The 26252-nt window shown below is 70.3% G+C and carries 20 protein-coding genes, 2 tRNA genes and 1 pseudogene; 13 read left to right on the top strand and 10 right to left on the bottom strand.

Annotated elements, in window-relative coordinates:
* Positions 1-178 precede the first annotated feature (178 nt).
* The 4 genes from AB0B66_RS35555 (at position 179) to AB0B66_RS35540 (ending at position 3768) form a co-directional block, all read left to right on the top strand.
* Positions 179-1093: an ABC transporter ATP-binding protein gene (locus AB0B66_RS35555; RefSeq protein WP_360538417.1), complete on the top strand. Its 915-nt coding sequence runs from the start codon at positions 179-181 to the stop codon at positions 1091-1093.
* Positions 1093-1848 carry an ABC transporter permease gene (locus tag AB0B66_RS35550; protein ID WP_360538351.1) on the top strand — a complete coding sequence of 252 codons (756 nt, stop codon included), beginning with the start codon at positions 1093-1095 and terminating at the stop codon, positions 1846-1848. Before AB0B66_RS35555 ends, AB0B66_RS35550 begins: the two co-directional genes overlap by 1 nt.
* An 11-nt stretch (positions 1849-1859) precedes the next feature.
* Positions 1860-2681: an ABC transporter permease gene (locus AB0B66_RS35545; protein WP_360538349.1), complete on the top strand. Its 822-nt coding sequence runs from the start codon at positions 1860-1862 to the stop codon at positions 2679-2681.
* Between the two features lie 163 nt (positions 2682-2844).
* On the top strand, positions 2845-3768 hold the full coding sequence (locus AB0B66_RS35540) for a hypothetical protein (protein ID WP_360538347.1): 924 nt from the start codon (positions 2845-2847) through the stop codon (positions 3766-3768).
* Positions 3769-3796: 28 nt separating this feature from the next.
* On the opposite strand, the pseudogene AB0B66_RS35535 reads toward AB0B66_RS35540, so the two are convergent.
* Positions 3797-3994 (bottom strand): annotated as a pseudogene (locus tag AB0B66_RS35535) (hypothetical protein); the annotation flags it as partial.
* A gap of 168 nt (positions 3995-4162) precedes the next feature.
* Here AB0B66_RS35535 and AB0B66_RS35530 point away from each other — a divergent pair.
* Positions 4163-4238: transfer RNA gene (locus AB0B66_RS35530), tRNA-Asn, on the top strand.
* Between the two features lie 173 nt (positions 4239-4411).
* Complete coding sequence (locus tag AB0B66_RS35525) at positions 4412-5869, top strand: hypothetical protein (protein ID WP_360538345.1); 1458 nt, start codon at positions 4412-4414, stop codon at positions 5867-5869.
* Between the two features lie 57 nt (positions 5870-5926).
* Here AB0B66_RS35525 and AB0B66_RS35520 read toward each other — a convergent pair whose 3' ends face one another.
* Entirely contained in the window at positions 5927-6736 is an 810-nt protein-coding gene (locus AB0B66_RS35520; RefSeq protein ID WP_360538343.1) for a serine/threonine protein kinase, read from the bottom strand.
* Positions 6737-6891: 155 nt separating this feature from the next.
* Between AB0B66_RS35520 and AB0B66_RS35515 the strand changes: the two genes are divergently transcribed.
* Positions 6892-6968 (top strand) — tRNA-Ile (locus tag AB0B66_RS35515).
* A gap of 111 nt (positions 6969-7079) precedes the next feature.
* Here AB0B66_RS35515 and AB0B66_RS35510 read toward each other — a convergent pair.
* Positions 7080-8009, bottom strand: a complete 930-nt coding sequence (locus tag AB0B66_RS35510; RefSeq protein WP_360538341.1) for a hypothetical protein — start codon at positions 8007-8009, stop codon at positions 7080-7082.
* Between the two features lie 466 nt (positions 8010-8475).
* Complete coding sequence (locus AB0B66_RS35505) at positions 8476-9075, bottom strand: TetR/AcrR family transcriptional regulator (protein ID WP_360538339.1); 600 nt, start codon at positions 9073-9075, stop codon at positions 8476-8478.
* Between the two features lie 171 nt (positions 9076-9246).
* Here AB0B66_RS35505 and AB0B66_RS35500 point away from each other — a divergent pair, with 171 nt between their 5' ends.
* From AB0B66_RS35500 to AB0B66_RS35485, 4 genes are all read left to right on the top strand, one after another.
* Positions 9247-9606, top strand: coding sequence for a DUF1330 domain-containing protein (locus AB0B66_RS35500; RefSeq protein WP_360538337.1), 360 nt, complete (start codon positions 9247-9249; stop codon positions 9604-9606).
* Positions 9607-9621: 15 nt separating this feature from the next.
* Positions 9622-10296: an alpha/beta hydrolase gene (locus AB0B66_RS35495; RefSeq protein ID WP_360538335.1), complete on the top strand. Its 675-nt coding sequence runs from the start codon at positions 9622-9624 to the stop codon at positions 10294-10296.
* Between the two features lie 390 nt (positions 10297-10686).
* A complete protein-coding gene (locus tag AB0B66_RS35490; RefSeq protein ID WP_360538333.1) occupies positions 10687-10893 on the top strand; it encodes a type II toxin-antitoxin system VapB family antitoxin in 207 nt (68 codons plus the stop codon).
* Complete coding sequence (locus AB0B66_RS35485) at positions 10890-11321, top strand: PIN domain nuclease (RefSeq protein ID WP_360538331.1); 432 nt, start codon at positions 10890-10892, stop codon at positions 11319-11321. Before AB0B66_RS35490 ends, AB0B66_RS35485 begins: the two co-directional genes overlap by 4 nt.
* Positions 11322-11441: 120 nt before the next feature.
* Here AB0B66_RS35485 and AB0B66_RS35480 read toward each other — a convergent pair whose 3' ends face one another.
* Both AB0B66_RS35480 and AB0B66_RS35475 read right to left on the bottom strand, forming a co-directional pair.
* A complete protein-coding gene (locus AB0B66_RS35480) occupies positions 11442-12332 on the bottom strand; it encodes an MBL fold metallo-hydrolase (protein WP_360538329.1) in 891 nt (296 codons plus the stop codon).
* Complete coding sequence (locus tag AB0B66_RS35475) at positions 12329-12874, bottom strand: helix-turn-helix domain-containing protein (RefSeq protein WP_360538327.1); 546 nt, start codon at positions 12872-12874, stop codon at positions 12329-12331. The genes AB0B66_RS35480 and AB0B66_RS35475 overlap by 4 nt, the downstream gene beginning before the upstream one ends.
* 154 nt (positions 12875-13028) lie before the next feature.
* On the opposite strand from AB0B66_RS35475, the gene AB0B66_RS35470 reads away from it, so the two are divergent.
* On the top strand, positions 13029-15983 hold the full coding sequence (locus AB0B66_RS35470) for an AAA family ATPase (RefSeq protein WP_360538325.1): 2955 nt from the start codon (positions 13029-13031) through the stop codon (positions 15981-15983).
* 248 nt (positions 15984-16231) lie between these two features.
* Complete coding sequence (locus AB0B66_RS35465) at positions 16232-22414, top strand: S8 family serine peptidase (RefSeq protein ID WP_360538323.1); 6183 nt, start codon at positions 16232-16234, stop codon at positions 22412-22414.
* 133 nt (positions 22415-22547) lie between these two features.
* Here AB0B66_RS35465 and AB0B66_RS35460 read toward each other — a convergent pair whose 3' ends face one another.
* The 4 genes from AB0B66_RS35460 to AB0B66_RS35445 form a co-directional block, all read right to left on the bottom strand.
* Positions 22548-23297 carry an ABC transporter permease gene (locus tag AB0B66_RS35460; RefSeq protein ID WP_360538321.1) on the bottom strand — a complete coding sequence of 250 codons (750 nt, stop codon included), beginning with the start codon at positions 23295-23297 and terminating at the stop codon, positions 22548-22550.
* Entirely contained in the window at positions 23294-24226 is a 933-nt protein-coding gene (locus AB0B66_RS35455; protein ID WP_360538319.1) for an ATP-binding cassette domain-containing protein, read from the bottom strand. The genes AB0B66_RS35460 and AB0B66_RS35455 overlap by 4 nt, the downstream gene beginning before the upstream one ends.
* 133 nt (positions 24227-24359) lie before the next feature.
* Positions 24360-24932 carry a dienelactone hydrolase family protein gene (locus AB0B66_RS35450; protein ID WP_360538317.1) on the bottom strand — a complete coding sequence of 191 codons (573 nt, stop codon included), beginning with the start codon at positions 24930-24932 and terminating at the stop codon, positions 24360-24362.
* Between the two features lie 103 nt (positions 24933-25035).
* Positions 25036-26232 (bottom strand): serine hydrolase domain-containing protein, encoded by a 1197-nt coding sequence (locus AB0B66_RS35445; protein ID WP_360538315.1) that lies wholly within the window; start codon positions 26230-26232, stop codon positions 25036-25038.
* Positions 26233-26252: the final 20 nt, after the last annotated feature.

The following is a 26252-nucleotide window of genomic DNA, read 5'->3' as shown; positions in this document are numbered from 1 at the left end:
ATCGCTGTTTCAGGTCGAATTGCGCGATCCAACCGCGCGTATTGACCGGAAACAGCGATCTTCGTCAGCGGCGCCGCGGCCCGGACCACAGGCAGGTTGATCGATTAATCGGGAAAAAGGGCGCGAGTTTGTCGGGGGCCGGGGATAGGGTCGCCGCGTGAGTGACCAACGACCCCCGATGATCCATGCCCGCGGACTGGTCAAGCGGTTCGGCGACTTCACCGCGGTGGACGGCATCGACCTGGAGGTCGCACCCGGCGAGGCGTTCGGCTTCCTGGGCCCCAACGGCGCGGGCAAGTCCTCCACCATGCGCATGATCGGCTGCGTGTCGACGCCGACCGCCGGTGAGCTGCGCATCCTGGGCATGGACCCGGTGCGCGAGGGCCCCGCGATCCGCGCCCGGCTGGGCGTGTGCCCGCAGACCGACAACCTCGACCCCGACCTCACCGTGTTCGAGAACCTGACCACCTACGCGCGCTACTTCGGCATCCCGCGCGCCGAGGGCCGCCGCCGCGCCACCGAGCTGCTGGAGTTCGTGCAGCTCACGGAGAAGTCGGGCAGCACCGTCGACCCGCTGTCGGGCGGCATGAAGCGCCGGCTGTCCATCGCCCGCGCGATGATCAACGAACCCGACCTGGTGCTGCTCGACGAGCCCACCACCGGCCTCGACCCGCAGGCCCGCCACCTGCTGTGGGAGCGGCTGTTCCGGCTCAAGCAGCGCGGCGTCACGCTGGTGCTGACCACGCACTACATGGACGAGGCCGAGCAGCTGTGCGACCGGCTCGTGGTGATGGACGCGGGCAAGATCGTCGCCGAGGGTTCGCCGCGCCACCTCATCGAGACGTACTCCACCCGCGAGGTCGTCGAGCTGCGCTTCGGCGACGACGCCCCGGCGACGTACGTGGAGAAGCTCGCGGGCATCGGCGAGCGCCTCGACCCGCTGCCGGACCGGCTGCTGCTGTACAGCGCCGACGGCGACGCGGCCGTGAACGAGGTGCACCGGCGCGGCTTCACCCCGTCCAGCGTGCTGGTGCGGCGCTCGACCCTGGAGGACGTGTTCCTGATCCTCACCGGCCGGACGCTGGTCGACTGATGGACGGCACGTTCGCGGTGTTCAACCGGGCGCTGGTCTCGTACCGGCGGCTCTGGCAGGCCTCGGTCTTCTCGTCGTTCATCCTGCCGGTGCTGTTCGTGCTCAGCATCGGCATCGGGGTGGGCGGCTACATCAGCGGTGTCGACGGCGTCAGCTACCTCGACTGGATCGTGCCGGGCGTGCTCGCCTCGACCGCGTTCCAGATGGCGGTGGGGGAGTCGACCTTCCCGATCCTGGGCGACTTCAAGTGGACCCGCGGGTTCCACGCCATGCGGGCCACCCCGGTGCGCATCGGCGACATGATCGGCGGCCACCAGCTCTACATCATGTTCCGGGTGATCATCGCCTCGGTGGTGTTCCTCGGGGTCAGCGCCGCGTTCGGGGCGATCCACTCGCCGTGGGTGGTGCTCACCCCGTTAGTGTGCGCGCTGCTCGGGGTCGCGGTCTCCGCGCCGACCTCGGCGTTCGCGGCCTCGATCGAGAACGACAGCTACTTCGCGCTGCTGTTCCGGTTCCTGGTGATCCCGTCGACGCTGTTCGCCGGGGTGTTCTTCCCGGTGTCGCAGCTGCCTGAGCTGCTGCGGCCGCTGGCGTACGCGTCGCCGCTGTGGCACGCCGTGGAGCTGTGCCGGGCGGCCACGCTGGGCGTCGCGCCGCCGTGGCCCGTCGCCGCGCACGTGGGCTACCTGCTGGCCTGGGCCGGGCTGGGTTATCTGCTGGCGCTGCGCGCTTTCCGCCGCCGGCTCGCGGACTGAGGGGACGGACCATGGTCACCACGTATGCCGTCGCGCGGGTCGCCCGCGGCAACCGGCTCTCGCCCGCGCGGGTGGGCGCGGTCATCAACCGCAACGTCGGGGCGCTGCGCTCCGGCCCCGCGTACTGGCTGGTCCTGGCCTCGGGCTTCTTCGAGCCGGTGCTCTACCTGCTGTCCATCGGCGTCGGCGTCGGCGCGCTCGTCGGCGACCTGACCTTGAAGAACGGCGAGGTGCTGCCGTACGCCAACTTCGTCGCCCCGGCGATGCTGGCGGTCTCGGCGATGTCCGGCGCGCTGGCCGAGACCACCTTCAACTTCTTCTTCAAGTTCAAGTACGTCAAGACGTACGACGCCATGCTGGCCACCCCGCTGCGCCCAATGGAGATCGCGACCGGCGAGCTGACCTGGGCGATGATCCGCGGTTCGCTGTACACCGGAGCCTTCCTGGTCGTCATGGTGGCGCTGGGCCTGACCACGCCCGGCTGGGCGCTGCTGGCCTTCCCCGCGACCTGGCTGGTGGGCCTGGCGTTCGGCGCGGTCGGCATGGCGGTGAGCACGTTCATCCGCGGCTGGCAGGACTTCGACCTGATCAGCACCGGGCAGTTCGCGCTGTTCCTGTTCTCCGGCACGTTCTCGCCGGTGCAGGACTACCCGCTGCCGGTGGAGATCCTGATCGCGACCACTCCGCTGTACCACGCGGTGGAACTGATCCGGGGCATCACCACCGGCATGCTCTCCTGGTCGATGCTCGGCAACGTGGCATACCTGCTGGTCATGCTGGCTGTCGGCCTGTGGGTGGCGAGCCGCCGCCTTACCTCCGTGCTCTGCCGTTAAACCTGTTCGGGCGTGAATGAGCGCATGAGCGAGATCATGCTCATGCGCTCATTTGTTAGGTTCTATTTGTCTGATGTGGATCAGGCAGGTACGTTCTCGGCAACACGCCGCCGGGCGGAGGTGACCGATGCGCCTACGACACCCCGACGGACAGACTGTGCACGTGGCGACCGTCGTGTCCGTCGAGAACGTCAAGGACGTGCGCGCGCTCTTGAAGACGCTGGACGCCCGCGTCGTGCCGCAGCGCCAGCGCCTGTTCGCCGACGTGCTCAGCGTGAGCCTGCGGCTCGGGCCCATCCTCGCCGCCACCCTCGCCTCCTCGCTCGGGCTGCGTCAGCGGCTGCGCCACGAGCTGGCCGTGCGGCGGCTGGAGGTGGTCACCCTCGACACCGGCCCCGACGTAACGCCGCCCGACGGCAGCTGGCGCACCTGGTGGATGCACACCCTCGACCTGGCCCGGGTGCTGGTCGACCTGCTGCCCGAGGACAGCGCTCACGGCTCCATCTCCACCACGCTGCCGCGCTCGGCTGTCGCCGCGCTCACCGGTGACGCGGCCGACGCCGAGACCGACACCGCGGCCGACGAGGTCCGCCGAGAGCAGCGCGAACGCGAGTGGCAGGTGGCGACCCGGCTGATGGCCGACCTCAGCGGCGGCCTGACCGAGATCGCCTGGCACACCGGTCGGCTCGTGCGGGTCGCGGTCGAGGCCGCGCCGAACACACTGGTCACGGGCTCGCAGGATGTCGTACGGCTGCTGGAGCGCGCCGACCCGGCGCGCATCGGCGCCTGCCTGAGCGCCGAGCAGCTCGCCCATGCCGCGGAGAGCCCGGCCCAGGCGCTCACCCGGCTGCGCCGCGCCCGGCTGTCGGTGGTGAAGCTGCGGCTGGGGCACCACGCCGACGGCACCGATCTCGCCGCGGTCGCCCGGTCGATGCTGGCCGCGGTGCTCGGCGGGGTGCACGCCGGCTGCGACCACCTGGAGGTCGACGGCATCGAGGAACTCGACGCCGCCCGCGACGAACTGGGCGCGGTGGGACTCGACGGCGCGGCGGACCGCCCGATGCCGGGGGTCGGCCGCGCCGGATAGGTCTGCGCGAAAAGAGGCTTCAGACCTGCTGGTTCAGCTTGCGCAGGCCCTCGTCGTAGAGCTTCGCGGCCTGCGCCTGGACCAGGCCCGCCGCCTCCTGCACCGTGGGGTGCTCCATCACCTTGCGCGTGGTGGCCACCAGGTCGTCGTAGGTCTGCCGTCCGGCGCGGGTGCCGAACACGAACCCGACGGCCGCACCCGCGGCGAACCACACCAGCTTCCCCATCGTGCCTCCTCAGCCTCGATCGCGTAGTACGCCCCATCCTGCCTGTTGCGGGCACACCGCGACACCAGACCGGCCAGGGTTACCCGTTTGCCATACCCGGGGGAGCGTCCTGTAGTCTTGTCGAGGCGCGCCGCTGAGGAGAGATCCGCAGGGTCGCTAAGAGCACATTCCCCTGTAGCTCAATTGGCAGAGCAGCCGGCTGTTAACCGGCAGGTTCTTGGTTCGAGTCCAAGTGGGGGAGCCAGCAGACAAACCCCGGCCTTGTGGCCGGGGTTTTTTGCTGCCCTTCGCGCTCACATAATGCGAATAAAAGACGTGTATGACGGTTTTGCCTCATTTGCTGCTGTTGTCGGTCATATGCTCCGTCTCGGTGTTTTCGCACCTCAGACGTCATCTCACGCAGCGGAGGCATTGCGTATGACAACCCGACTCCACCGGACAGCCCGCCGAGCGGCGCACACGGCGCTGCTCAGCCTGGCCCTGGTGACCGGAGCGGCTTCGGCCGCCACGGCCGGCATGCCCGGCCTGAACAAGGCACTGCAGGATCTGGAGACCGCCGCGTCCCCGGACGTGACCATCGGCAACGCGATCTTCGACACGGCCACGGTGAGCGAGGTCGCCGACGGGGTGGCCGGCTCGCTCGTCTTCGAGCTGTACGGGCCGGACGACGCGGAGTGCACCGGCGACATCATCTTCAACCCGACCGTCGTGACCAGCGGATCCGGTGACTTCCGCTCGGGCGACTTCGTCCCGACGGCACCGGGGACGTACCGATGGATCGTCCGGTTCAGCACCGGCACCGAGACGATCGTGTCGGGGTGCAACGACGAGGGCGAGGACACGGACGTTCTCCAGGCCACGCCGCGGGTGCGGACGCTTGCCTCCGACGACGTCCCGCTGGGCGAACCGATCTTCGACCGGTCCCGGCTCACCGGCGGCTACCAGCCGACGGGCACGCTCACGTTCAGCCTGTACGGCCCCGGGGACGACGTCTGCGAGGAGGCCCCGGTCACCACCTCGACCCGGACGGTCACCGGCAACGGCCCCTACCAGTCCGACCCGTTCACGCCGACCGTGGCCGGCACCTACCGGTGGCGTGCCGACTACAGCGGTGACGCCAACAACGCGCTCGCCGGCACGGCCTGCAACGACGAGCTCGAGCAGGTCACCGTCCGCGCCGTGCCGACGCTGGCCACCAACGTGACCGACCCCGAGGTGGACCTGGGCGCGGCCGTCAGCGACACCGCGACCCTGACCGGCGGCCTGCGCGCCACCGGCTCGATCGTCTTCACCCTGTACGGCCCGAACGACGAGGACTGCGCCACCGACCCGGTGTTCACCTCGGACCCGGTGACGGTGACCCCCGACGGCACGACCTACGAATCGGGCGACTTCACCCCCGACGCGGCCGGCACCTACCGGTGGATCGCCACCTACAGCGGTGACGCCAACAACGAAGAGGTCGCGACCCAGTGCGGCGATGAGAACGAGACCGTGGTCGTTCGCGGCGACCAGGTCACGCCGGTCCTCACCACCCGGGTGTCGCGAGGCACCACCTACATCGGCAAGCCGGTCACCGACATCGCCACCCTGTCCGGCGGCGACGACCCGACCGGCACCATCACCTTCAACCTGTACGGACCCGGCGACGCGACCTGCTCGCGTACCCCCGTCTTCACCTCCGTGGTGGACGTCGCCGGCAACGGCGACTACACGTCCGGTGAGTTCCGGCCCCGCGTCCCCGGCGCCTTCCAGTGGGTCGCCGAGTACAGCGGCGACGAGAACAACGAAGGCGTCGTCACCGAGTGCGGTGACCCCGCCGAGCAGTTCATCGTGAAGAAGAAGCCGCCCTACGGCGGCGTGCCGCGCCCGTAGTTCCCGAACACCTCCGGTGGGCTCGACGACTGTCGGGCCCACCGGTCTTTGTGCAGCTCACGCCGTCACGGCCCGCCAGGCCTCGGTCAACTCGGCGACGGTGGCGTGGCGGCCTTCGGGGCGCGAGGCGGTCGCCGTGGTGATCACGGCCGCTTGGCGGTCCGTGCCGCGCCACGCGGCCTCGACGTCGCCCGCGTCCAGCAGCAGGCGCAGCATCCGGCCCAGGTGGAACACCGTGGTCCGCTCGTCGATCACCGCGCCGCGGCGGAACTCCTCCGGGGCCATGAACCGGGTCGAGCCGGGCAGGCGGTCCGCCTCCAGCGTGAACGGCCCCGGCCGGTACTCGTCCACGTCGACGAGGTGCATCCGGGACGCGGCGAAGTCGTACAGCAGGCAGCCGTCGTAGAAGTCCACCGCGACCAGGCCCGCCGCGGCCACCGCGACATGGGCGTCGAGCACCGCGTCCAGCGCCGCCTCCACCCGGTCCGCCGGCAGCGCCCGGAAACGGGCCATCGCACCGTCGGGGTCCGTGCGCACCGCAGCCCCGCGCGGATCAGCCGGGTACAGCACCCCGCCGTCCCGCCACGGGTACACCAGCACGGACTCGCCCGAGCGCAGCCGGTACGCGGCCAGGGGCGCGACGATCGACTCGTGCGCCACCGCCGCGTGCACCGACAGTGCGCGGTGCAGCAGCCGGTCGTGCTCGGCCCGGAACACCTTCACGAAGCGCCGCCCAGGAGACGTGGCGATGCCGTACGACAGGCAGCCGGAGCCCTGCCGTTCGAAGGCGGCGAAGCGGGTGCCCAGGCCGTCGAGCCAGGTCGGCAGGTCGGCGTCGGCGGGGATCGGCGTCAAGGGAATCGGCATGTCGCGACGGTAGGGGACCGGGCTCGCCGGTGCGATCCGATATCGGGGCGCTGCCCGCGGGCCATGGCCGACCGGCCAGGAGTGTCGCGCTGATATCAGGCGTGTGAGCGGCGGCTCAGATTCGCTACGCTATGCGCGCCGGGATGATCCGGCGCGGGGCGGTAGCTCAGCAGGTTAGAGCAGGGGACTCATAATCCCTCGGTCGCGGGTTCGAGTCCCGCCCGCCCCACCAATCTGGCAGTACGCGAGCCGTGCTGTCAGAAGGTAGTCGATCAAGGTCTGGCTCTCGAGCCAGACCTTGATCGTTTGTCGTGGTCGCGATGGAGACGACGCGGGTTCGTGGTCAGCCGGCGACCGTGTACGAAAAGGTCACCGTGTTGTCGGCCGGCGTCACGTCCGTGATGGGCGTGAATCCCCAGCCGTTCTGCACGGTCGAGGAGATCGTGCCGGTCGAACCGATTACGGTGTCCTCCGGCGCGTGGATGAGCATGTCGAACGAGCGCACCTCGCCGTCGAACCAGTTGCCGCCCGGTGCGGAGCAGCCGGTCCAGCACGGCGCGTTGGCGCTGGGCTCGGTGTCCGGCGTGTACCAGCCGGCCGGGACGTCCACGCCGACCCACACCTCGTTGTTCGGCGCGTCGCCATGCCAGGCCAGCGTCATCGGCAGGCGGCCCAGGAACGAGCCGTCCGCCTGGCGTACGAGCGTCACGCTGCCGCCTGCGGTGAGGGTCATGTCGGTCTGGGTGTCCTGGACATAGGGCACCGGGTCCTTCAGCTTGCCGTTGGCGCCCCGGAACGTGGCGTCGAAGTCGCGTACCTTGCTCACCGTGCCGGCGATACCGTCCACGATGCTGAGCCGGCCGCCCGTGGCCACCATCGGCACGGTCTGCACCGGCGTGTACGCGTGGAAGGTAAGCGTGTAGGTCCGCGTCTGTCCAGCCTCGAACGACTCCAGTCCGCAGCCGATGGTCCGGCGCTGGTCCTCGCCGTAGTTGAACATACAAGGCGTGTCGATGCTGATGCTGTCCCACGAGTGGGCCGTCGGCTCCACGATGACGACGCTCAGGTTCGGGTTGGCCGTCGTACCCCGGTGGGTGACGGTGAACTGCATCGTGCCGGTGTATCCGCGTTCGGCCGGGTCCAGCACCAGGCGCGTGTGCGTGAGGGCGGCCGGGTAGAGCGGCTCCTCGGCCTGCGCCGGGCTGGCGGCCGCTACGAGCAGGGCCGCGCCTGCCGCCGCGAGCACCGAAAGTCGCTTCAGGTTCAGGTTCATGGGTTCCTCCCGTGATGTCGTACGCGATCGTCTTCGGCGTACGCAACACAAGAGGGCTATCGGCATGCGCGGAGTTGTCATCCGCTCCGAGAAAGTTCGCGGAGCGCAGGTGCCCGCTCAGGTGCTAATGCTCGCGGCTTCGGCCGGCGTGAAGCAAGGGTATGCGCCGACCGCCTGCGGATCGGATCGTTGTCTGGCAGCGACTACGCCGCCGAGATCGGTGCGCCGTTACCGGAGCGGGCGAGGCGGGCTGCCCGTTTCGGCATGTGACCTGTCGTGGATGCGGCTCATCGGCCACCGTCCGGGGGTGCCCGGCGTCCGCCGTGACCTGGCTGCCTGTACCGGCAGCGGATCACCCACGACAGCCAGAACCGATTTCGCATTCTGCCGCGCTCGCCCCACCGGCTCTGCAGGTCTCTGACCTGCCTATATGCCTCGAAATCGGTGATCTGTCGGGGCTTGCCGGTCAGCCGCGGGGCGACTCGATCAGAGCTTGCCGCACGACCTGGAGAATTTCATCGGACAGGTCGGATCCGCTGGTGGCCCGCGACAGGACGAGGGCGCCGACCATGGCCGCGAAATCGGTGATCGCCGCGCGACGTGCCTCCTGCGGGTCGCGTCCCGGCGCATCCTGGTAAGCCGCCAGTTGCCCGATCGTTTGCGCGACCCCGGCGACGTACGACTCCCGCAGGGGGCTATCGGGCGCCGACCGTGCGGCGTCGGACGCCAGTGCCGCGTTGGCGCAGCCCTCTCCCGGCGCGTCTCGGGACTCGACCGACAGGTACCGGCTCAGCAGGGCGGACCGTGCCTGGGCGACGTCGGGCGCCTCGGCGCGGATGGCGACCATCAGCGTCAGGATCTCCCCGAAAGCCGATGTGGCGGCGATGCCCATCAGCTGGTCCTTCGAGCTGAAGTGCTTGTAGAACCCGCCGTGGGTGAGCCCGGCGGCGGCCATCAGGTCCTGCACGCTGAGCCCTGCCGGGCCTCGTTCCCGCAACAGCCGCGAGGCCGCGTTCACCACATCCTCGCGATGCCGCATGGCTTCGGCCCGTGATGACTTGGCCATCGTCTCCGCCCTCTCCGACTCGAGTCGACGCGCCCCCCGCCCAGCGGTGGCGCTGCCTGTCCGGGGCGCAGGGTCGACCCGGTCCGGAGATTTAGATTACACCCGTCAGCCAAAAGCCGGTGGCCCTGTTAGATTATGGGCGTCATCCAAAAATCTGAACTGGAGGTTCTCATGAGCACCTATCTGATCAATCACCTGCGGATTCCCGGCAACGTCCCCAACGAGCAGGGACTGCGCTACCTCGAGCAGGTCGAGGCCACGGTGCGGCCGTACGGCGGCAAGTGGCTGGCGCAGGGCGGCGTCGACGTGGTCGAGGGTGCCTGGCAGGGGTCCGTGGTCCTGATGGAGTTCCCCAGCCGGGCACACGTGGATAACTGGTACAATTCGCCCGAGTACCAGGCGATCATCCCGCTGCGTACCAACAATGCGATCTCCGACATCATCCTTGTCGACGGTATCGACCCCGGCTTCACCGTGGTCGGCTTCGCGCAGCAGGTCCGTGCGGCAATCGCGGCGTCATCCGGCAACTGAGCCCGAGTCGGGACTGTGGGCACAACGCCCTCGCTCCTTCTTGTACACGGAGCCTGGCACGGGCCCTGGGCCTGGCAGCAGCTCATCGATCAGCTGTCGGACCTCGACGTGCACACCGTCGCGCTTCCCACGTCCGGCGACGACCCCGCGACGCTCGGTGATCTCTACGACGACGCTGCCGCGGTGAATGCGGCCGTCGCCGCGATCAGCGGGCCGGTCGTCGTCGTGGCGCACTCCTACGGCGGTGCGCCCGTCACGCAAGCCGAGCGGGTGCTGCGGATCAACACCTCACACTCGCCGTTCCTGTCCCGGCCCGCCGAACTCGCCACACTATCCGGGGTGAACTCACCGCGTGAGGCAGGTGACCGTCGGCGGTCCGTACGAACCCCCCGCCTGCTGGACAGCCGTTCGGCAGGCGGGGCACGGACCCGGCGGCGCGCTGGTGCGGATCGGCGCCGGTGTCAGGTGGACGGGCGGGCACGGACCACCCACCGCCGCGGCGACACCGGCCGTGCTCACATCCTGATCCAGGAGTGCCCTGCCCGGGCACCGCGACCTCCTCGACTTCGCCGCCGGGATCGGCGCTCCGCTTCCGGAGCGAGCGAGGCGGGCCAACCGTCTCGGTGGGTGACTCGTCGCGAGAGGCACGGGTCATCGGTCACTGACCCGGGATGCCAGGCGTCGCCGTGACCTGGCCGTCTGCATCATCAGCGGATCACCCGCGACGGCCAGCACCGATTTCGCATTCTGCCGCGCCCGCCCCACTCCATCACGCTGAGCTGCCTGAACGATCTGCGCGGTGAAGACGGGTATGCGGCCGCCCTTGCCGGTCAGAGCCCCAGTGATCGATATGCGGAGCCGGAGTCTGGTGCCCGATGGTTGGCAGACCTCTCCGTCGAGGCCATTCGGATCTGGTCCTGTGCTGGCGCCGGCGTGGGCGCATCCGGCATGCCGGGGCGGCGATCCTATGGGCCGGGCGGATAGCTAGGTGGGGTGGGACATGGCGAGGGTTCAAGCCCGGTCGCGCCCAAGATCGCCGCACGTTGCGATCTTGATATCAAGATAGGCATACTTGATGTCATGGCACGTACTGTAATTGATCTGGACGACGCCCAGCTGGAAGCGGCAGCTCGCGAACTGGGCACCAAGACAAAGGTCGATACCGTAAATGCGGCGCTCGCCTTCGTCGCCGAACGTCGCCGACGCGCCGAGGTCTTCGACGACCCGTTTGTCTGGGGCAGCCCCGACTTGGCAGACCCCGAAGTCCGGGCGGCAGCCCGCCGGTGACTGCGATCCCTGCGGGGCTGTACCTGGCCGACACCAGCGCGATCGCACGCGTTCAGCATGACCCGGTGCGGGCGGAGCTGACCCGCATGGGCAGGGCCGGCCTGCTCGCCACCTGTGTCGTCGTGGACCTCGAGGTGCTCTACTCCGCGCGCAGCCCGGAAGAGTACGCGCGCACGGCGGCTCTGCGAGCAGCCGGCTTCGTCGACCTCCCGCCGACACCGGAGATCGCCCGTCGCGCACGTGAGATACAGGCGATGCTCGCTCGGCGAAGTCAGCATCGAGCTGCGGGCTGCCCGGACATCCTCACCGCGGCCATCGCGGAGCACTACGCCGCCACGGTCGTCCACTACGACTCCGATTTCGAGCACATCGCTACGGTCTCCGGGCTGCAAACCCGATGGGTCGTGCCCCGCGGCACCGTTCCTTAGGCGCATGGGACAGCGGCCTTGCGCGGGAGGGCGGGCCTGCGGCGATTCTGCCGCGCCCGCCCCATCGACTCCGCAGGTCCCTGACCTGCTTGTGCGCCTGCCGTGCTCAGCGTGTCCGGGCTACCGGCCGGTCGCCTTGTGGGCGAGTCCGCGCACCAGCAATTTGATCACGTCGCGTTTGCGGGGTTCGTTGACGATGACGAAGTCGTCGAACCGGTGCGTGCCGCGCCGTCCGGCGACCGCGTGTGCGGCGTCCCGGACGGCCTTGAGCCGGCCGACCGTCAGTTGCGGGGCGCGCTCGCCCGGCTGGTAGGTCGCGCCGAGCGGGAAGTCGCGTCCGGGTTCGGCGGACATCTCGACGTGGCAGCCGAGGACGTGCGTGACGTGGTGCTGCTCGGCGTAGGCGACCAGCCGGTCGAGGCTCGCGAGGAAGGCGGGGTAGTCGAAGGCGTACAGCCGTCCCGGTAGCACCGTGTCGCCGGTGAGCAGGAAACCGCTCAGGTGGTCGTGCACGGTGATCGCCGCCTGGTGGTGGCCCGGCGTGGCCAGGATCGTCAGCGCACGGCCGCCGAGATCGAAGTCGGCGGTGCCGGTCGGCCAGGCCAGCCCGAAGAATTCTCGTACGCTGTCGGCGTCGCGGCCGACGACGGTCGTGTCCGGCCGGTCGGCGAACTGCGGGTCGGCGGCGACATGGTCGCCGTGGCCATGTGAGTGCGCGACCACCAGGGGGTATGCCGGGTCGCCGGTGGCCTGGGCGAGCAGGTCGTCGACGGTCGCCCGAAGCGGGAACAGCTCGGGGTCGGCCGTGGCGCCGGTGTCCAGCAGCAGCGCCCGCTGGTCGCCGATGAGCAGATACATGAACGGAGCCTCGTAGTTGACCGTCTTGCTCTGACGCAGGATCGCGGTGCGGTCGCCGTACCAGTGGATCTGGATGGCCGGTTCGACGGTGCGTGCCCGACGTGGCGTGCCGTGGTTCCAGCAGACGTCGAGGTGGGGGGTGGCGTGGGTCATCGGTCTTCTCCCATCGGGGTGGCGGCGAAGAAGAATCGGATGTGCCGCTGGTCCGGCGGCGTGTCCGCGCTGCGGTTGAGGTACGGCGCGAGCAGGGCGGTCCACTTCGCTTTGAGGTCGGCGGCCTCCTCGGCGGTCAGTGCGGCGATGCCGGAGGTGATGCCGAGCCCGGCCCGCCAGGCCGGCTCCTCGTCGTGCTCGCGGTCGACGTAGCCGCGGATCGCGGCGGTCTCCCGGTCGACGACGGTGCCTTCAAGCTGTCGGCGCAGCAGGCGGTCGGGGCCGGCATCGATCCGCATCGTGGGCTGCCGGGCCGTGACCCGCCATTGGCGCTCGCGGCGGTCCTCGCCTGGCCCGGCTTCCTCGACGAACCCGTACTTCGCCAGTTGCCGCAGGTGGAAGGAGCAGTTCGCCTGCGGGACGCCGAGCACCCGTCCGCACTGCGCGGCGGTGGCGGGGCCGGTGGCGCCGAGCAGTTGCAGCAGGTCCAGCCGTAGCGGGTGGGCCAAGGCCTTGATCGCCTGAGGGTCGGTGACGCGCATATGCCAAAGACTACTTTGGCATATGCCAAATATCAAAGGTTTCTTTGGCATGACGGCGGCCCCGCCGGACGCCGTCCATTTCGGTGGAGCATCCCGCGAGGCGAAGTCGTCGCCATGTCTTGCGCCCGAGCTTCGAAAAACGAGATCATCACCCATGCTCGACCCCTCGCTCGAAGACGACGGAAATTCACCGACGGTTTCCACGCCGGATTTCGTAGGTCGTGATCGGGAGATGGCGGCGCTACGGGGCGCGTTGGCCTGGCCGCCGGCGATCGTGCTGGTGGAGGGCGAGGCGGGCATCGGCAAGAGCCGACTGCTGCGGGAGTGGTTGGCGGTGCCGGACCAGCGCACCGCCCTGGTCTCGGTGTGCCCGCCACTTCGCGAGTCGCTCACCTTGGGGCCGATCGTCGACGCGTTCCTCGGGATCGACCGCCCGGTGTCGGGATTGCCGCTCACCGCGCTGGCGGGTGCGCTGCGGCCCCTGTTCCCGGAATGGTCCGCGGACCTGCCGCCCGCACTGCAGCCCTTGGACGATGCGAAGGCGGCGCGGCATCGCCTGTTCCGCGCCCTGGACGAGCTGCTGCGGGCGCTGCGGGTCGACGTCCTCGTGCTGGAGGACGCCCACTGGGCCGACGAGATGACTTTGGAGTTCCTGCTGTTCGTGGCCTCTCGGCAGCAGACGGACGGGCCGAGCCTCGTGATCTCCTACCGGCCGGAGGAGGTGGCCGATGGGTCGCTGCTGCTGCGGTTGACGTCCCGGTTGCCCGCCGGGGTGACCCAGCTGAGGATCGCCCTGACGCCGATGCGACGCGACGACACCGCTGCGCTGGTGTCCTCGATGCTGGACGGCAACCCGATATCGCGGGAGTTCGCGACGTTCCTGCACGAGCGGACCGGTGGTGTTCCGCTGGCGCTGGAGGAGTCGGTTCGCCTCATGTGCGACCGCGCCGACCTCGTTTTCCGCGACGGGCAGTGGGTCCGGCTGAAGCTGCGCGAGCTGCGGATGCCGCCGACGGTGCGCGACTCCACCCGCGAGCGGGTGAGCCGGCTGTCGCCGCCGGCGCAGCAGGTGTTGCGAGCCGCGGCGACGTTGGCCGAGCGGTCGTCGGCGACCACGATCGCGGTGACCGCGGACCTGTCACCCGATGCGTGTCGAGCCGCCATCGCGGAAGCGGCCGACGCCGGCGTCCTGGACGCGGACGACCGCGGCCGGTGGCGGTTCCGGCACGTGCTGGCCGCCACGGCTGTCTACGAAGCGATCCCGTTGACCGACCGCAGACACCTCCACCTGCTGGCCGGCCAGGCCTTGGAGAGCATTCACCCGCTGCCTGTCGCACGCCTCGCCCACCACTTCCGGGAGGCGGGGGAGCGGCAGTCCTGGGCGCGGTACGCCGAGCAGGGCGCCGAGCTGGCCATGGCGTCGGGCGACCACACCAGGGCGGTCGACATGCTCGTCGATCTGCTGGCGTGGGCCGTGTTGCCGCCCGCGGACCGGGCCCGGGTCGCGCGGCTCGCCGGAGTCGCCGCGCTGGGTCGTCGGGAACCGGTCGACGAGGTCTACCACCGCGTGATCCGTACCCTGCGCTCGGTGCTGGAGACGCCGGGTCTCTCGGCCCGCCAGCAGGCCGAGATCCGCAACCCCCTGGGGCGGCTTCTGATCACCGGGGGTGAGGCGCAGGCCGCCCTCAGCGAGCTGGAGCAGGCGGTGGCCAACCTCGACCACGACCCGGTCGAGGCGGCCCGGGCGATGACCTATCTGGGCTGGGCCTATGCGGGGCCGTGGCCGGCGTCGACCCATCGGCGCTGGCTGGATCGCGCCGCTGAACTCACCGCCGCGTGCGACTCTCCCGCGGAGCGGCTGAACCTGGCCGGCAACCGGGCCGCGGCGTTGCTCATGCTCGGCGAGGAGGAGGCTTGGGACGTCGTCGCCGGCCTGCCCGTCGACGGCGCGACCTCGGCGGAGCGGCTCGACGTGGCCCGCATCCACACCAACGTCGGGACCGGCGCGCTGATCTGGGGCCGGTACGCCGACGCGGAGGAACACCTCGCCGTGGCCATGCGCCTCGCCGAGGCCGAGCAGGCGTCCCGGTTGCAGCACAACGTCCGGCTCGAACAGGCCAACCTGGCGTGGCTCACCGGCCGGTGGGAGGGTCTCGCGGAGCTGAGCGCGGCACTCGTCGACGTCGACCGCGACCGGCCGGCGCACTACCTCGGCAGCGTCCGCCTCGCGGCCCGGCTGGCCGCCGCGGCCGGCCGGCGGCGCGCGGCGGAGGAGCAGTTCCGGCTGGTCCTGGAGGAGTCTGCGCGGCTCGGCGCAGCCGACGACACGATGGAGGCCGCTGCCGCGCTGGCCAGGCTGTGGCTGACGGACGGGAACAGCGGCCGGGCGCTGCAGATCACGAACGAGCCGATGGACACCGTCCGGCGAAAGGGCATCTGGGTCTGGGCGACGGACCTCGTCCCCGCCCGGATCGAGGCGCACCTCGCCGCGGGCGACCTGAACGCCGCGACCCGTCTGGGCGACCAGTTCGCCCGGGGACTGCGCGGCCGTACGGCCCCCGCGCCCCGCGCCGCCCTCGCGGTGTGCCGTGCCCTACTGGCCGACGCGGCCGGGGACCACGCCCGCGCGGCGACGGCATACGAGCGAGCGGCGTGCGCCTGGAGCGCGTTGTCGCGCCCCTATGACGCCATGCTCGCCCGCGAGCGTCGAGCCGAGGCGCTCGTGGCCCAAGGCGAGCTCGAACAGGGCCTGGAGCTGCTGGCCGCACAGTACGAGCAACTGTTCAGGCTCGGTGCCCGCGGCGACGCGGACCGGGTCGCGCAGCGCCTTCGTGAACACGGCGCCGAGGTACCGCGACTGTGGCGCGGCGGCCGGCGAGGATACGGCGACCAGCTCTCACCCCGGGAGCTCGACGTGGTCCAACTGGTCGTCGCCGGCAAGACGAACCGCGAGATCAGCCGGGTCCTGGCCAAGTCGCCGGCCACAGTGGACCAGCAGCTGCGAGCGGCGATGCGCAAACTGAAGGTGACCTCCCGGACCGCGCTCGCGGTCAAGGCGGTGGAGGCCGGAGTGTTCGCCGAAGAGGACTCCCTCGAAGACCCGTCGTGAAAATTGACGTATCCGCCGGATAGCTAAGGTCACCCGGCCACCCCGAGCATGGCTCCATGATCCATAGCCCCGGGGCGATCGATGCCTGAGCGACCTGTCGCGCGTGACGACGCCGCCGTCGAGCATCCGCCATCACCCGAGCCGCCCCGTCAGCCGTGCGTCGGTGACCCCTGCGCCCGCGACGCCGACGGTGCCGGCGACCACCGGAACCACGACCCCTACCAACCCCTGTAGGCCGAAGGATGCACGTGAAATTCAAAGCCCTCGCGGCTTCGCTGGCCGCGGCGATGGGCCTGAGCATGATCCAGGCAGCACCGGCGTTCGCCGCCGTGCCGGATCCAGGCCCCACCAACAAGATTGATTCGAGCCTGACGGACCGCTTCCGCACGGAGCCGGCTTCCGACTTCTGGATCACCTTCGACACCGACGCCGACCTCGGCCCGGCGAAGAAGATCACCGACTGGACCGCTCGCGGTCGGTTCGTCTACGACGCGCTGACCGCAGCGGCGAAGAACTCCCTGGCATCCGTCTCCACCGAACTCGACCGGGCGGGCGTCAAGTACACCTCCTACCCGATCGCCAACGCCGTGCTGGTCAAGGGAGGCAGCGAGAAGCTCGCCCTCGACGTGGCCGCGAAGGCGCAGGTCGCCGAGATCCACGCGACGCCGCAGGTCGCGCTGGTCGAACCCGTGGAGAAGGAGAGCCCGGCCGACCGGGCTGCCCGCCCCGCCGTTGCGAAGGCCGCCGAGGCAGGCACCTCCACGTGGGGTCTGGACGCCATCCACGCTCCCCAGGCATGGGCCATGGGCGGCACCGGTGCGGGCATCACCGTGTCCAACATCGACTCGGGCGTCCAATTCGACCACCCCGCGCTGATGCACCAGTACCGGGGCACGAAGCCCGACGGCACCGTCGACCACAACTACAACTGGATGGCCACCCGGGGCACCTGCACCGGCGCACCATGTGACGACAACGGACACGGCACGCACACCATGGGCACCATGGTCGGCGCCGACGGAGCCGATCACGTCGGCGTCGCGCCGGACGCGCGGTGGATCGCGACGAACGGCTGCTGCGACAGCTCCGGCGTCGAGTCGCTGCTCCGGTCCGGCTGGTGGCTGCTGGCCCCGACCGACGTCAACGGGAACAGCCCCGACCCGTCCAAGCGCCCGCACGTCATCAACAACTCGTGGGGTCAGAACGTCGAGCACGACTTCCACGACTTCTTCCAGGCCGTCGACGAGGCCTGGACCGCCGCGGGCATCTTCAGCGTCTGGTCGTCGGGCAACACCTCGCCGTACGCGGCCTGCGACACCGTCTCCACTCCCGGTGCCGCCGAGAGCGCCTACTCCGTCGGCGCCACCAAGCCGGACGGCACGCTGGCGTTGTTCTCCCGCAAGGGCGAGGGCGATGGCGGCCGGATCAAGCCCGAGATCTCCGCCCCGGGCGAGGGTGTCTACTCGACCTACCCGAACAACAGCTACACCGAGATGTCCGGCACCTCGATGGCGGCGCCCCACGTCGCCGGCGCCGTCGCGGCGCTGTGGAGCTACGACCCGACCCTGATCGGGCAGGTCGACCAGACCCGCCGCCTGCTCGGCGCGTCGGCCGTCGACGTCGACGACACCGAGTGCGGCGGCACCGCCGAGGTCAACAACAAGTACGGCGAAGGCCGGCTCGACCTCGTCCGCCTGCTGGAGCTCGCGCCTCGCAAGGGCGGCACCCTCACCGGTGTCGTCACCGCGAACGGTGCTCCGGTCCCCGCCGCCGAGGTGACGATCAGCGGCCCGTTCAGCCGGTCGATCGGCACCGACTCCGACGGCCGGTTCACGACGAACCTGCCGGTCGGCGACTACCGGCTCAGCACCAAGGTCTTCGGCTACCTGACCGCGACCGCCGACGTCACGATCACCCTCGGCCAGGACACCTCCGTCACGCTGCCGCTCACGGCCGCCGCGCGGCACGACGTCAGCGGCCGGGTCGTCGACGACAAGAAGCAGCCCGTCCCGAACGCCGACGTCGCCGTCAAGGACACGCCGCTGAAGGCGGTACGCACGGACGCCTCCGGCGCGTTCACGATCAGCGCCGTCCCCGAGGGCGAGTACCAGCTGGGCGTCAAGCCCAACGCCTGCTACTCGCCGACGACGGTCCCGCTGACCGTCGGCGCGCAGAACGAGTCGCGGGAGATCCCCGTCGGGCTCGTCGTCGATGAGGGCGGCTACAGCTGCGCCGTCTCCGACGGCGAGTACCTGCGCGGCACCGACCCGGTCGCGTTCGACGGCGGAGTCTGGGCGACGGTGAAACTGCCGTTCCCGATCGCGCTCTACAACGGCAGCCACGACACCCTCGGGGTCGGCCTGCGCGGCGTGATCTCCCCGGACCCCGACAGCGGACCCGGACCCGGCACCGGCGGTGCGGGCGTCTTCCCGTTCTACATCCAGTCCCCGGTCGAGTTCGCCCCCGGCGGCGGAGTCTTCACGGCGGCCACCAAGGTCAACGGTGAGGACGCGTTCGTCATCGAGTACCGCAACACCAAGCTCTGGGCGTACCCCATCCGGTCGGAGTACACGGAGCCGGTCAGCTTCTCGGCCACGCTCACCCGCTCCGGCACGGTGATCCTCGGCTACGGCGACGGCATCGGGACCGACGACCCGGTGACCGGCGGCGCGAACGGCGTCACCGGCATCCAGGGCTGGGCGGGCGTCGACGGCATCCGGTTCTCCGACAACGCCCCGGTGCTGCGCGACGGCATGATCGTCACCTACGACCTGCCTGACTTCGGGTACCTCGACGCGACCGTCGTCGACAAGAACGACGGGCTGCCGGTGGCCGGGGCCAAGGTCTCGTTCACGGACAAGGACGGGCTCGTCGAGACGGTCACGACCAACGGGACCGGCCTCGTACATCGCCAGCTTCCGGTCGGCGACTACACCATGACGGTCGACGCGCCGAACTACACGACCGCGGCGTACCCGTTCTCCCTCGACAAGCTCTACGCGAGCGCCAAGGTCGACGCAAGGCTGACCACGGGCGTCGCCGGTCTGAAGGCCGACGGCCTCGAAGCGCTGCTGGGCGTCGGCCAGAACGGCATGGGCGAGCTGACGCTGACCAACAACGGTTCCGCCCCGCTCACGTACAGCCTGGGCGAGGCCGCGCGCCACCCCGAGCTCGACGCCGCCGGTGCCACCACGCGCACCGGCAAGGGCGCGACCGGCGCGATCGACCTCACCGCCTGGAAGGCCGGGGCGAGCGGCATGAAGCCGTCGAACGTCGACGGCAAGCCGGCGACGGTGAGCGCGGCGGAAGCGCAGGCGGCGGCCAAGGTCGGCACGACCTCCGGCGGCGACGTCATCACCCGGATCGCCGTTCCCGGCAGGGACAAGGTGACCACCGGCATCGGGTACGACGGCGACGTCTGGGTCCACGACTACGAAGCGCGGACCAACACCGCCTTCACGGTGGCGGGCAAGCCGACCGGGAAGGTCTTCGACGCGTCGTGGAACCCGGATTACCGGGCGTTCGACATGGCGCTCGACACCAGGACCGGCGACATGTGCCAGATGGAGGACAGCCCGGCCAGCTTCATCCACTGCTTCGACCGCAAGACGGGCAAGGAGACCCGGCAGATCAAGGGTGACTGGTCGACGCTGCAGCTGACCGGACTCGCCTACAACCCCGCCGAGGACGTGTTCTACGTCGGCGGCCGGCGCAACGGCATGATCGGCACCGTCGCCGGGACGTCGCACGACAACGCGGGTGCGCTGCTGTCCTTCTGCGCCCCGCCGCTGCCCGAGGTGATGGGCCTGGCCTACAACCAGGCGTCGGACACCATCTGGTACACCGACATCACCTGGAACCGGTTCAGCCGCCTGCTGCAGGTCGACCCCGACGACTGCTCGCTGGTGAACGCGTGGTGGTTCCCCGGCCAGAAGCCGGGCCAGGGCGGCGGCCTCGAAACCGACTCGACCGGTGCGCTGTGGGCGGCGGACCAGCTCACCGACGACGTCGTGCTGGTCGACGTCGAGGACGACCTGATCACCGACCTGCCGTGGCTGTCGCTCTCCTCGACCGGCGGCACCCTCGCCCCGGGCAAGTCGGCGACCGTCCAGGTCTCGATCTCCGCGAAGGGCGCCAAGCCCGGAGTCCTCGGTGCGAACATCGTGGTGCGGTCCGACTCCGGCCGCCAGTCCAAGACCTACGTCCCGGTGACGCTGACGACCACGAAGTACCAGGTCGGCGTCAACGCCGGTGGCCCGAAGGTCACCGACGGATCCGGCTACACCTGGTTCGGCGACCAGGCCGCCGGCAAGACGGCGTGGGGCTACGAGGGCCGGACGAAGGTCACCTCCACGAAGTCTCCGATCGCGGGCACGAGGGACGACGCCCTGTTCCAGTCCCAGCGCACCACGGCGGACCAGCGGCTGTTCTACCGCTTCCCCAACGCGCCCCAGGGCACCTACGTGATCGATCTCGGGTTCGCCGAGATCGATCACGCGGCCCGGGGCAAGCGGGTGTTCGACGTCGTCGTGGACGGGAAGCTGGCGGTGTACTCGTACGACCCGGCCGCGGCCGTGGGGCAGTACACCGCCGACTGGCGCACCGCCGTCGTGCAGCACGAGGGCGGTGCGCTGACCGTGGAGCTGCGGGGTGCGAGGGGCCTGAAGGCGCCGACCATCGCCGCGCTGCGGGTGACGCTCGACCCGCGCAGGGACGCGGCGGAGCCGGAGCCCCAGCCCGAGCAGCCGGATCCGGGTCCCGTGCCGGTGGCCCCGGCCGGTCGCTCGTACACGATGAAGGTGACCGACGGGCTCTACCGCCAGGGCACGGAGGAGTCCGGCTGGCACGGCGACGACTCCTGCGGCGTGCTGTGGTTCGGCTCCGGTTTCCTGGCCCCGTTCTACGACACGGCCTGGGACGGCGTGTGCGTGACGACGAACGGCACGCTGACCTTCGACCGGGTCGGCACGTCGGGGTACAACACGGCACTGCCGTCGCCGGACCCGATCGACGCGGTCTACCCGTTCTGGGACGACCTCCTCGTCGACGACGAGGCGGGGATCTACTTCGGCACGACCGAGGTGGACGGGCAGGCGGCGCAGGTCGTCGAGTGGCGCAACGTCACCTTCTACAGTGACCAGACGGCTCGCGTGAGCTTCTCGGTCACCCTGATCGCGGACGGCCGGATCCAGATCGGGTACGGCGACGGCGTCGGCGGCGACAACCCGCTCACCCACGGGTCGTCGGCGACGGTCGGCGTGGAGAGCCTGAACCGCAACCCCGCGGCCCAGTACTCCTTCGACCAGCCCGTCCTGAAGGCCGGCCTGGGACTGGAGTACGCCATCCCGGCCGCGGGCACGATCGAGGGCACGGTCACCGACGCGAACGACGGCAAGCCGCTCGCGGGCGCGATCGTCACGCTCGGCGGACCGAGCGGGGAACGGGTCATCACGGCCGACGAGCTGGGCCGCTGGAAGGCCCAGGCACTGGTCGGCGAGAACACGGTGGCGGTCTCGGCGCCGAACTACGTCACCGCCGGCCGCTCCGTGACCATCGCGAAGAAGGATCAGGCGGAGGTGTTCAACACGGCGTTGACCACCGGCGTCGCCACCGTCACCGGCGGTGACCTCGACTGGCTCGTCGGCCCGAAGCAGAAGGCGACGGCCGACGTGACAGTGACCAACAAGGGCTCGGCCCCGCTCGATGTGCAGATCAGCGAGCAGAAGCGCACCGGCGACGGCGGGCACGAGGCCGCCGACCTTCCGTGGCTGACCCTCACCGGCGCGGCCGCGACCGGCCCGGTCAAGCTCGCGGTCGGCCAGTCCACGACGGTCACGGTGACGGCCGACAACACCGGCGTCGCGCCCGGCGTGCTCGTCGGCGACCTGCTCGTGGCGTCGAACGCAGGCAAGGGCGAGACCCAGTTCAAGCCGGTACGCCTGGCGACCTCGGCCTACTGGAAGGGCGTCGACGTCGGCGGATTCGGGTACGTCGGCGCCGACGGCTTCGTCTGGGCACCCGACCAGGGGCTCGGCTCGCGGCCGTGGGGCTACGTCGGCGGCAAGGTGCAGGTCACCAAGGCCGGCATCGCCGGCACCCAGGACGACGCGCTGTTCCGCACCCAGCGGACCGGCGACACGTTCAGCTACGTGTTCAAGAACGCCCCCGCCGGGAAGTACCGGATCTCCCTGGACTTCGCGGAGATCGAGAAGGTCAAGGCCGGCAGCCGCGCCTTCGATGTCCTGATCGACGGCAAGGTCGTGCTCTACGACCACGACGTGCAGGCCAAGGCGGGTGCGCTGACCGCGGACCTGAACATGGTCATCGTCGAGCACGCGGGCGGCGATCTGAAGATCGAGCTTCGCCGCGACAAGGGCGAGTGGGACCCGATCCTCAACGCCCTCAAGATCCAGCAGGACCCGCGCCCATGAGATAGCAGCACCGAAATGGCGTGCCACGGGATCCGGTGCGGATCCCGTGGCACGCCATGGTGTCGGATCAGGCGGCGTCGAGCGCCGTGGCGGTCGTGGTGGTCTCTGGTGAGCGGGAACGCAGGCGTATGAGTCAGGCGCGCTTGGTGAACGTGGACCGCGCCCAGAGGTAGCCGACGACGGCGATGCCGACGCACCAGGCGAGAGCGGGGATCACGTCGCCGGCCGACGGCGCCCCGGCGAGGAACCCGCGCAGGGTCTCGATGATCGGGGTGAAGGGCTGGTATTCGGCGAACTGCCGCAGGCCGGGGCCCATCTTCTCGGCAGGGACGATCGCGCTGCTGAAGAACGGCAGCATGACCAGCGGCACGGCGGCCATGCCCGCGGTCTCCGCCGACTTCGCCGACAGTCCCAGGGCGACCGTGATCCAGCCGGCGGAGACGGCCAGCAGCACGATCACACCGATCGCGCCGAGCCAGTCGAGCGGGCTCGCGGCCGGGCTGAAGCCCAGTAGGAAGGCCACCCCGACCAGGGCCGCGATGGCGATCAGGTTGGTCAGCACGCTGGCCACGACGTGGCCGGTCAGCACCGCGCCGCGGGACACGTCCATGACCTTGAACCGGTTGATGATGCCCTTGGTCATGTCCGAGTTCACCGACGTCGCGGTGCCGCCCAGCCCGTAGCAGACGGCCAGCAGGATCAGGCCTGGTGTCGCGTAGTCGATGTAGTCGACCCCGACGTTGAAGGCGTCGCCGAACATGTACACGAACATCAACATGATCACGATCGGCATGATGACCGCGTTGAACACCGAGGTGGGGTTCCGGGCGATGTGCTTGGCGTTGCGGCGCAGCATGACCAGCGAGTGGGACTTGGCGCTCATTTCGCGACCTCCGCGGTGTGGCCCGTCAGGGCGAGGAATACGTCATCGAGATCGGGGGTGTGCACCGAGCACTCCTCGGCGCTGAGGGAGTGCTCGTCGAGCCGGTCCAGCACGGCCCGCAGCGATTTCGTGCCGCCGTCGCCGGGCACGCGCAGGGCCAGGGCCTCGTCGTCGCGGGTGGCGTCGGGGAAGGCCCGCGCGGCGGCGTCGAGTTCGGTGGCGGTGGTGAACCGCAGGCGGATGTGGGTGCCGGGGATCTGGCGCTTGAGCTCGTCGGGCGTGCCCTGGGCGACCAGGCGGCCCTGGTCGAGCACCGCGACGCGGTCGGCGAGCTGGTCGGCCTCCTCCAGGTACTGCGTGGTGAGGAAGACGGTGACGCCGTCGGCGACCAGGCCGCGGATGATCGACCACATCGTGTGCCGGCTGCGCGGGTCCAGGCCGGTGGTCGGCTCGTCGAGGAAGATGATGCTCGGGTTGCCGACCAGGGTCATCGCCAGGTCGAGCTTGCGGCGCATACCCCCGGAGTAGGTCGAGGCGGGCTTGTCCGCCGACTCCGTCAGCTCGAACCGCTCCAGCAGCTCGGCGACGACGCGTTCGCCGTCACGCACCCCGCTGAGGTCGACCATCAGCCGCAGGTTCTCCTGCCCGGTGAGCAGTTCGTCCACGGCGGCGAACTGGCCGGTGACGCCGATCGCGGCGCGCACCGCCTTGGCCTCGGTGGCGATGTCGTGGCCGGCGACGCGGACCGTGCCGCCGTCGGCCCGCATCAGCGTGGTCAGCACGTTGACCGTGGTGGTCTTGCCGGCCCCGTTCGGGCCGAGCAGGGAGAACACCGTGCCCGCGGCGACCTCGAAGTCGATGCCGTCGAGCACGACCTTGTCCTTGTACGCCTTTCGCAGTCCGGAGACCGTGATCGCAGATTTCGTCATGCGGCAACTATCGGGAGCAGGCCTGTCACCCCCCTTACACGTGCCTGACACGCGACCTGACACGACGGCGCCGCCGGGCCGCTCGCCGGACGACCCACGGCAGGCGGCCCGGCGGCGCCGGGTGGTGACCGCGTCAGCGGGCCAGGAAAGCGAGGATCCGGTCGGTGACGAGCGTGGCGGCCTCGGTGTCGTACGTCGGCAGCGAGCTGTCGGTGAACAGGTGCCGGTCACCCGGGTAGACGAACAGCTCTCCGTCGGCGGCCTCCTTGACCAGCTCGCGGGCCGCGTCGATGTCGCCCTCGCCGGCGAAGAACGGGTCCGCGTCCATGCCGTGGATCTGCACGGGTACCGCCGCGGGCCAGGTTCCGCCGAACTCCGACGGCGGCACGCAGGACTCCAGCAGCACCGCACCGCGAGCGCCGGGCCGGGTCTGCGCCAGCCGCTGCGCGGGCATCACGCCGAGCGAGAAGCCGAGGTAGACCAGTTCGGCGGGCAGCCCGTCGGCGGCCCGTACCCCCCGCTCCATGACCTCGCCGAACCCGGTCTCGCGGGCGTAGGCCAGCCCTTCGTCCAGCGTCGCGAAGGCGTTGCCGTCGTACGAGTCCGGCGTGTGCACGGTGTGCCCGGCCTGGCGCAGCCGGTCGGCGAAGGCCCGCAGGCCCTCGGTCAGCCCTTGTGCGTGGTGGAACAGCAGCACTTCGGCCATGGGAAGCTCCTCGTCGGTCGGGGGAGTGTCTCGTGGCACCCTAGAACCCATTGCGGACGTTCTGCGTCCGGAACCGCCGCGCGCCGCAGGTTCCGAGCTTCGGTCACCGCCCCGGGGTCGGCGTGGTCTGCGGCGCCGGGGCGGCCAGGTCGTACACGTTGTCGGGCGTGACGAGCCGGGTGACCACCTCGGCGATCCGGCCCGCGGCGTGTTGGGCGGGGATGTCGGTGTTCGCCAGCACCACCAGGGTGGCGTTGCGCTCCGGGATGGCCACCACCACCGTGCTGTAGCCGGGGATGCTGCCGTTGTGCCCCCACCAGCCGGCGACCTCGAAGACGGCGAACCGGTACAGCGCCCCCATGCCGGTCCGGTCCACCTGTTCCAGCCGCACCCGCTGCAGCTGCGGAGTGAGCAGGGTGCCCTTGGCCAGCGCCAGTGCCCAGGTCTTCAGATCGGCGACGGTGGACACCATCGCCCCGGCGGCTCCCGCCCACGCCGGGTTCCACAGCGAGGCGTCGGTCTCCTTGCCGCCCGGGCCGAGGGTGTAACCGTGCGCGTAGGGGGAGGGCAGTTCCCCCGAGGACGGGTAGCTGGTCCGGGACAGCCGCAGCGGGTCGAAGATGTGCTGCTGGAAGTACTCGGCGAGCGGCTGCCCGCCGGCCTTCTCGACCACCATGCCGAGCAGCACGAGATTGACGTTCGAGTACTGGAAGCGGCTGCCGGGCGCGAAGTTCAGCGGATGGCGGGCGGTCATGTCGACCAGCTCCCGCGGGGTGACCGCACCTGCGTCGGGGCCTTTCGGCAGCTCGTCCAGGACCTTGGTGGCGAACTCCGGGTCCTGCTCGAACGAGTCGAGCCCGCTGTGCATGTCGCCGAGCATGCGCAGCGTGATGTCGTCACCGGCGGGCACGCCCGCGACGTACTTGGCGATCGGGTCGGTCAGCGCGATGCGCCCCCGCTCGACGAGCTGCAGCACGGCGGTGCCGGTGAAGGTCTTGGTGACGCTGCCGACGCGCATGTGGTCGTCGACGCTCATCGGGGCGCCGGTGGCCTTGTCGCCGACCCCGTACGCCCTGGTGTGGTCGATCACGCCGGGCACGGCGACGGCCACGATCGCACCGGGCACGCCGAGTTCGCCCATCGTCTGCCGCACGGCCGCGTCCAGCCGGGCGGTCAGGCCGGTGGCGACGTCGGGTGACGGTGCACGTGCCGGCCGCGCGGTCAGCGTGCCGCACGCGGCCACCCCCGACAGGACCATCAGGGCGGCGAGCACGACAGCCGGTACGGCTCTCCTCGGCACAGCAACCACCCTATGCAGCG

The sequence above is a fragment of the Catellatospora sp. NPDC049111 genome (assembly GCF_040648615.1).
GTDB lineage: Bacteria > Actinomycetota > Actinomycetes > Mycobacteriales > Micromonosporaceae > Catellatospora > Catellatospora aurea.
The sequence above is the reverse complement of the archived record's forward strand: the minus strand, read 5'-3'. Positions and strand labels throughout refer to the sequence as shown.